Source organism: Streptomyces palmae (genome assembly GCF_004684805.1).
Lineage (GTDB): Bacteria > Actinomycetota > Actinomycetes > Streptomycetales > Streptomycetaceae > Streptomyces > Streptomyces palmae.
On sequence record NZ_SRID01000342.1, the window covers coordinates 1 to 7,357 of the forward strand.

Sequence of the window (7,357 nt, forward strand, 5' to 3'; positions counted from 1 at the left end):
GGCCGGGGCCGGGGCCGGGGCCGGCCGGCGGCCGGTCGCTCGCCGTACGGCCCCGGTGTCCGGAAGCAGGCGATTCGAGCGGAGAGCGGGAGGTGGGGACGGTGCCGCGGTACGCCGAGCACCTCAGCCGCCGGACGCTGCTGGGCGCGCTCGGAGTCGCCGGGGCGGCGGGCACGGCGGCGGCGGTGGCCGCCGCCCGCTCCGCGCGGCCCCCGGACACCGGGCGGGCCCGGGGCCTGCCCACCGAGCAGGCGGAGCGGAACGGGGCGGGACGGGCGGAGGGCCGGCTGGTGTATCTGGGAACGTTCGGCGCGGGCATCACGATGGCGCGGTACGGCGGCGGCACGCTGACCGCCGTCGGCACCTTCGACGGGGTGGGCGACCCCTCGTACCTCGCCCTGGCCCCCTCCGGCCGGGTGCTGTACGCGCTGGACGAGCAGCGGGACGGAACGGTGCGCGCCCTGGCCGTCGGCGACCGGGGCACGCTCCACCCGCTCGGCCGGGCGCGATCCACCGGAGGGGACTCGCCCACCCATCTGTCCGTGCACCCCGGTGGGCGGTACCTGCTCACCGCCAACTACGGCTCCGGCAGCGTGGCCGTCCACCCCATCGGCGCGGACGGCGCGCTCGGCGAACGGACCGACCTGGTCCGGCACCAGGGCTCCGGGCCCGACCCCGAGCGGCAGCGCGGTCCGCACGCCCACCAGGTGCTGACCGATCCGCGGGGGCGGTTCGTGCTCGCCGTGGACCTCGGCACCGACAGCGTCCACAGCTACCGGCTGGACCCGGACCGCGGTCGGCTGACACCGGTGGCCCAGGCCCGCACGGCGCCCGGCGCGGGGCCCCGGCACCTGGCCTTCCACCCCGGCGGGCGGTTCGCCTATCTGGTGGGCGAGTTGGACGGCACGCTGACGGTGGCCGGCTACGACCCGGTCCGCGGACGGCTCGTGCTCCGCGACTCCTGGGCCACGCTTCCGGACGGGGTGCGGCCCGAGGAGCGCAACTACCCGGCGGGCGTGGCGGTATCGGCCGACGGCCGCTTCGTCTACGTGTCGAACCGCGGGCACGACAGCGTCGCCCGGTTCGCGGTGACGGACGGCGGGGCACGGCTGCGGCTGCTGGACACGGTGCCCTGCGGTGGCTCGTACCCCCGCTACCTGGGTCTTTCGCCCTCCGGTCGGCTGCTGTTCACCGGGAATCAGCGGTCCGGCACGGTGGGGGTGTTCCGGGTGGATCCCCGCGGCGGCGAACTGCGCCCGGTCGGCGAGCCGTTCGCGACCGGCGCGCCGGTGTGCGTGCTGCCGCTCCCGGAGGAGGGGCTCTGAGCGGGGCACTCGTCCGCGTACGCCGCGGTGCGGACCACCGGAGGCCGCGGCGCCCGCGGTCGCGCAGCGGCCACCCACGGGAAATGTGGCGGGAGTTACGCCCTGATTCGCGTTTGACGGGCGTTCGTTGTCATAGGCACCCCGTAGCCTGGTTCCTATGTCCCCGTTGTCTCTGATCTCTGACCCGGTGCGCCACGATACGGACGCCCCGGCCCCGGCCGGCGCCGATGACGCCGACGTGGCCATGCGGGCCAACGACGCCATCCGCGACTTCCTGTGGGAGCGCAAGACCCGGCCGCTGCGGCCCGAGGAGCGGATCGAGTACCGGCGGCTGCTCGGCGTCTATCTGGGAGCTCTACGCGGGGAGATAGGCACCGCGGCCTAGCCACCGGGCCCCGACCCGCCGGTGCGGGGAGCCGTTCGCCGGAAGAACCGGACAGCTCCGTGACGCATATGCGCAACGGCCTTGCCGTACCGACCGATTGAGTCCACCGTGGTTCCCCGCGGGTGTACGACACACACCCGCATCCCACTCGGATACCCGGAGGCGTCATGGGATCCCTCGTGCCACCCTCTGCTCCCCCCTATATCCCGCCGTACGAACTCGTCGGTGACGGGCCGCACCGGGTCATCGCGGTCCATGGCTGGCTCTCCGACCGGGCCGCGTACGCCGCGGTGCTGCCGCACATCGACCGGCGGGCCTTCACCTACGTCCTGCCCGACCTGCGCGGCTACGGCGAGGCCCGGGACGTACCGGGGGAGTTCAGCACCGCCGAGGCGGCCGGCGATCTGCTCGCCCTCGCCGACCACCTCGGTTGGGATGAGTACTCTCTGGTCGGCCACTCGATGGGCGCCGCGGTCGTGCAGCGGCTGCTGGCCGCCGCCCCGCAGCGGGTCCGCCGGCTGGTCGGGGTCGCCCCGGTGCCGGCCAGCGGAATGCCGCTGGAGGGCGAGCAGTGGGAGCTGTTCGCCGGCGCCGCCGAGCACCCGGAGAACCGTCGCACCATCATCAACCTGACCACCGGCAACCGCCATCCGGACGCCTGGCTCGACTTCATGGTGCGGCACTCCGAGCAGCACAGCGACGCCAAGGCGTTCCGGGCCTGGCTGGACTCCTGGGCCCGGGAGGACTTCCACACCGAGATCGCGGGGTCCACGGTCCCGGTGCGGGTGGTGGTCGGTGCCTACGATCCGGCGCTCACCCCCGAGGTGATGCGCCAGACCTGGCTGCGCTGGTACGCCCGCGCCGAACTGGTGGAGCTGCCCTGCGCCGGCCACTACCCGGCCGACGAGACCCCGCTGGAGCTGGTGCGGGCCATCGAGGACTTCCTCATGGCCCGGGGCTGAGCCGACTCCTTCAGGGCCTGGGACGGAGCCACCGCTTCGGGGCCTGTGGCCGAGCTCACGGCTTGGCCCGGGACGGAGTTCACTGCCTCACGGGCTGGGGTGGCGCCCAGCGCCTCATGGCCCGGGGCTGGGGCCGCTGCTCGGCGGGGTGCTGGAGGGCTGCGAGGAAGGAGCGGTGCCGGAGCCCGGTGACGAGGCGCCGGTGCCGGAAGGCCGCGGTGCGGTCGCCGTTCCGGAGGGCTTCGGCGTGGCCTCGGCGCGCTCGGCCTCGCTCTCGCGGTAGCCGGGCAGCAGCGTGTTCACGATCTTGTCCACATAGCCGCGCGTCTCGTCGATCCGCGGGATCCCGCGCGCCCGGAGTACGGCGCCCGGACCGGCGTTGTAGGCGGCGAGGGCGAGTTTGGTGGGGTTGCCCGGCACGTCCTTGACCACGCGGTACAGATGGCACATATAGCGCGCCTGGGAGGGGATGGCGTCCCGCGGCTCCCAGATGTCCGCCTTGCCGTCGCCGTTCCCGTCCCGTCCCCACTCCGACCAGGTGACCGGGGCGAACTGGGAGATCCCCTGCGCATGGCCGGAGTCGGCGTCCGGCCGCCACTTGCTCTCCGCGTCTATCTGCGCGGCGAGCAGCGGCACGCTCAGCTGGGGACAGGTCCGCGCGGCGGCCTCGAGGGCCGGTCGGTAGGTGTCCGGGACGGTGGGCGGCCCGTCGTCGGAGGACAACTGGTGCACCACGAACACGGCGGCCGCGGCGAGCAGTGCGGTGCCGGCGACCGCGCCGCCGGCGCGCTTGGCGCCCCGGCTCACCGGGTCGACCCGTAGGGAAGGGAGATCCGCATGGGGCGACGGTAGCCGGATGGGCCCGCCGATCTGAAATCCGCTCAGTGAACGGCCCGCACGAGGCGGTCCGGCGGGCGGCCTCGCCCCATGCGAAGGGCCCGCGGCACCGGTTGACCGGTACCACGGGCCCTTCGGCTGTGCGGCGTGCGTCGCTACCAGGTCAGGAGGCGGATCCCGGGGCCGGCTGGGCGCTCTCCTCGCCGCCGGGCCGCTTGACCACGTACACCGCGCCCGCACCCGCCGCGAACAGGGCGAGCACCGAGATCCCGGTGCTCAGCCAGGAGGCGCCGAGCCAGTGGCCGCCGAAGTAACCCAGGCTCACGCTGTAGGCGGCCCAGGCCAGTCCGGCCACCGCGGACCAGGGCAGGAACTCCGTGGGGCGGCGATGCGCGGCGCCCGCGCTCAGGCTGACCACGGAGCGGCCGGCCGGGGCGAACCGGGCCACCACGACCAGCGGGCCGCCGCCCTTGACCAGGGCGGTGCCCAGTTTCTCCTGGGCCGCGGTCAGTCGGCGGGAGCGGGCGATGGCGCGGTCCAGCCGGTCACTGCCGCGCCAGGCCAGCCGGAAGGCGGCCAGGTCGCCGAGGACCGAGGCGGTGGCCGCGCAGAGCACCAGCCCGAGCATCTCCGGGAACACGCTGTCGGCCTGGGCGCGGGCCGCGCCGACCACGTCCGCGGTGGTGCCGGCGGCGGCCGTCGCGGCGGTGACCACGAGGACACCGCTGGGAAGCACGGGCACGAAGACGTCGAGTACCACGGACAGGCCGATCAGGGCGTAGATCCATGGGGTGTTGGTCAGTGACCCCACATGTTCCAGCAACGCGTCTCCCGGTCCGTTCCCCCCGCCGCGATGTCGCAAGGGAGCGGCAGGAGCGGCCTGTACAGCCGTACAGCGTACGCCTGGGATGTATGAGGATAGCGATGAAGGGGCGGTGATGTTGTTCGAATCACGTCGAAATAGTGGTGAAAACGCGCCGAACACACGTCATGCGCGGCGTATTGCCGCGCATGACGTGACCCAGACCTCATTCGGGGCGGGCTGAATTCGGTTCAGACGGCCGTCGGCTGCCGGGTCTCGGTCGTGACCGGAGCGGCCTGGGAACCGAAGAACCGGTCCAGCGCCCACGGGCCGGGACCGGTGAAGACCAGCAGCAGCAGCGCCCAGCAGAACATGGCGGCCGCCTCGCCGCCGTTCTGGATGGGCCACAGCTTCTCCGACTGGTGCTCGACGAAGTACGCGTACGCCATGGAGCCGGAGGACACGAAGGCGGCGCTGCGGGTGCCCAGACCCAGCATCACCAGGCCACCGCCGACCAGCTGGATCACCGCGGCGTACCAGCCCGGCCAGGTGCCCGCGTCGATGGTGCCGCCGGTGCCCATGAAGCCGCCGAACCAGCCGAGCAGCGCGGAGGCCCCGTGGCAGAAGAACAGCAGGCCCACCACGATCCGGAACAGGGACAGGACGTAGGGCCTGGTGGCGTCAAGGCGCTCGGTCAACGGAGCGAGCGGTGTGGGGGAAGACATGCGGAGGGTCCTCGTTTCGGTTTCAGGGGACGGGAAACAACGAGAGGGCCAGATTAGGGTTCCCTTGCCAATTGTTGCAAGTTCAAGTTCATGCCAGGGTGGAACCCGGATTCCCCTTGCCCGGGCGGCCGTGAGCGCACTCTCCGGACGCCGCGGGGCCGCCGGTGTGCATCCTGCTGTCATGGGTCGGGGCGGCGGGCGTCTCGGGTGCCCGACGCGGTGCCGCCGTGCGTACGGCGGGCCGTACGCACGGCGGGTACCCGCGGGAGGGAAGGGGTCAGCAGCCGCTGAGGATTGAGCTGAGCTTGGACTTCTCGGCGGAGTCGACGGTCAGGCCGTAGGTGTACTTCACCGACACCCACATGCGGGCGTAGGTGCAGGCGTACGAGGCCCGCGGCGGCATCCACTCGGCCGGGTCCTTGTCGCCCTTGGACTGGTTGACGTTGTCGGTGACCGCGATCAGCTGCGAGTGGGTCAGGTCGTTGGCGAAGTCCTGGCGCCGGGAGGTGGTCCAGGAGCTGGCGCCGGACCGCCAGGCCTCGGCGAGCGGCACCACGTGGTCGATGTCCACGTCGGAGGCGGCGGTCCAGGTGGCGCCGTCGTAGGCGGAGTACCAGCTGCCGCTGGTCGCGGCGCAGCTGGAGTCGGTCTGCACATTGGTGCCGTCCCGCTTGAGCACGACCTCGCGGGTGTTGCAGGTGCCGCTCTGGGTGATCCAGTGCGGGAACTTGTCGCGGCTGTAGCCGTCCAGGGAGCCCTCGGCGCTGACCGTGAGCGAGGACAGGTAGGCGCGGGCGGTGGAGGCGCTGGGCGGGGTGGGCGGAGCCGCCTCGGCGGTCGGGCCGGTCAGCGCCAGCGTGCCGAGCAGGGCCGTCAGGCCGCCGAACACGGTGGCGCGACGCGCGTAGACGCCACGTCGGGTGGTGCCGCGCAGTCGGAACATGCGAACTCCCTTGTCGGTGGGGGGAGCAGGGCCGGAGGTGCCCGGCCATGCTGGTGGCGCCCGGTAGCCGTGGGGTGGGCGCCGGGTAACAGATTGACGACGCGGTCATGCCAAAGACAAGGGGGTGTCCGTTACTCGTATCGTGTGATGTTTCTGGTGGTTCGCCCGGGATTCGGTGGGTCCCTGTGCCGCATCGCACATACGCACGGCAAGGCGCTCGGGTACGCTGGGCGCAGCAGAAGGGGAGTAGCTCTTCGCCGGACCGTCGACATACTGCCCGCCTCATGGCGGGCCGGCGCCCGGAGCCCGGTGTGCGCCACCTGCGCGCACCGTGCCAGCGAGACCTTCGGCCGCAGTGTCCACGTACGCTGCCGTGCCGAAGCGACCCCTGAACCAGGCGGCCCTCCTCGGTGCGGACAGCCCGAGCGAACGAGGTAGCCAGCCCCCGTGTTCAGCATCACCGTCGCCGCCGTCGTCTTCGGCATCGTCTTTCTCGCCGAACTGCCCGACAAGACCGCCCTGGCCGGGCTGATGCTCGGTACCCGGTACCGCGCCTCGTACGTCTTCGCCGGGGTGGCCGCCGCGTTCGCCGTCCATGTGGCCCTGGCCATCGCGGCGGGCAGCGTACTGACCCTGCTGCCGCACCGGGTGGTGCAGGGCGTGGTGGCCGTGCTGTTCCTGGCCGGCGCGGCAGTGCTGCTGCTGAAGAAGGACGACGGGGAAGAAGAGATCAACAAGCCCGCCGACCAGTCCTTCTGGAAGGTCGCCGGAGCCGGGTTCTCGCTGATCCTGGTCGCCGAGTTCGGCGACCTCACCCAGATCATGACCGCCAACCTGGCCGCCCGCTACGAGGACCCGCTGTCGGTCGGTGTGGGTGCGGTGCTGGCGCTGTGGGCGGTGGCCGGTCTCGGCATCCTCGGCGGTCGCACGCTGCTGAAGTACGTGCCGATGAAGCTGATCACCAAGATCGCGGCTCTGGTGATGCTGGCGATGGCCGGGTTCACCCTGTACGAGGTGATCGCGGGCTGACGCCGCGGGGGCGCGGGGCGCGGCCGGTCGGGCCGCACGCGGGCGCCGATGTGCGGGCGCGCCGAGCGTCCGGCTGGGCCGCGTCCTGTGGGGGGTGCGTCCTGTGGGGTGCGGGGATTTCGCGCTGGTGGCGCGGCTCCCCGCACCCCTTTGGCTTTCACGGGACCATCCCGCTCGGGCGAGTGCCTCGGGAGGTGGCGTGAGGGGTGGATGGCCGTGCTGTTCCTGGCCGGCGCGGCAGTGCTGCTGCTGAAGAAGGACGACGGGGAAGAAGAGATCAACAAGCCCGCCGACCAGTCCTTCTGGAAGGTCGCCGGAGCCGGGTTCTCGCTGATCCCTGTCTCTTATA

Annotated in this window: 8 protein-coding genes and 1 pseudogene; 5 read left to right on the forward strand and 4 right to left on the reverse strand. The window is 72.5% G+C overall.

Annotated elements, in window-relative coordinates:
- The first annotated feature begins 101 nt into the window (after positions 1-101).
- The 3 genes from E4099_RS26040 to E4099_RS26050 all read left to right on the forward strand — a co-directional run bounded on the left by E4099_RS26040 (position 102) and on the right by E4099_RS26050 (position 2,672).
- Complete coding sequence (locus E4099_RS26040; RefSeq protein ID WP_245245182.1) at positions 102-1,325, forward strand: lactonase family protein; 1,224 nt, start codon at positions 102-104, stop codon at positions 1,323-1,325.
- 166 nt (positions 1,326-1,491) lie between these two features.
- Complete coding sequence (locus E4099_RS26045; protein ID WP_135341560.1) at positions 1,492-1,710, forward strand: hypothetical protein; 219 nt, start codon at positions 1,492-1,494, stop codon at positions 1,708-1,710.
- A 167-nt stretch (positions 1,711-1,877) separates the two neighbouring features.
- A complete protein-coding gene (locus E4099_RS26050; RefSeq protein WP_135341561.1) occupies positions 1,878-2,672 on the forward strand; it encodes an alpha/beta fold hydrolase in 795 nt (264 codons plus the stop codon).
- A gap of 114 nt (positions 2,673-2,786) precedes the next feature.
- On the opposite strand, the gene E4099_RS26055 is transcribed toward E4099_RS26050, so the two are convergent.
- The 4 genes from E4099_RS26055 to E4099_RS26070 form a co-directional block, all read right to left on the reverse strand.
- The gene (locus E4099_RS26055) at positions 2,787-3,479 is read right to left on the reverse strand and encodes a lytic transglycosylase domain-containing protein (RefSeq protein ID WP_135341562.1); all 693 of its coding nucleotides are present in this window, start codon (positions 3,477-3,479) and stop codon (positions 2,787-2,789) included.
- Between the two features lie 193 nt (positions 3,480-3,672).
- Entirely contained in the window at positions 3,673-4,332 is a 660-nt protein-coding gene (locus E4099_RS26060) for a DedA family protein (RefSeq protein WP_135341563.1), read from the reverse strand.
- A 230-nt stretch (positions 4,333-4,562) separates the two neighbouring features.
- On the reverse strand, positions 4,563-5,036 hold the full coding sequence (locus E4099_RS26065; protein ID WP_135341564.1) for a DoxX family protein: 474 nt from the start codon (positions 5,034-5,036) through the stop codon (positions 4,563-4,565).
- Between the two features lie 277 nt (positions 5,037-5,313).
- A complete protein-coding gene (locus tag E4099_RS26070; protein ID WP_135341565.1) occupies positions 5,314-5,979 on the reverse strand; it encodes an HNH endonuclease family protein in 666 nt (221 codons plus the stop codon).
- Positions 5,980-6,426: 447 nt separating this feature from the next.
- Between E4099_RS26070 and E4099_RS26075 the strand changes: the two genes are divergently transcribed.
- Both E4099_RS26075 and E4099_RS35270 read left to right on the forward strand, forming a co-directional pair.
- A complete protein-coding gene (locus E4099_RS26075; RefSeq protein ID WP_135341566.1) occupies positions 6,427-7,008 on the forward strand; it encodes a TMEM165/GDT1 family protein in 582 nt (193 codons plus the stop codon).
- A gap of 216 nt (positions 7,009-7,224) precedes the next feature.
- Positions 7,225-7,357 (forward strand): annotated as a pseudogene (locus E4099_RS35270) (TMEM165/GDT1 family protein); the annotation flags it as partial.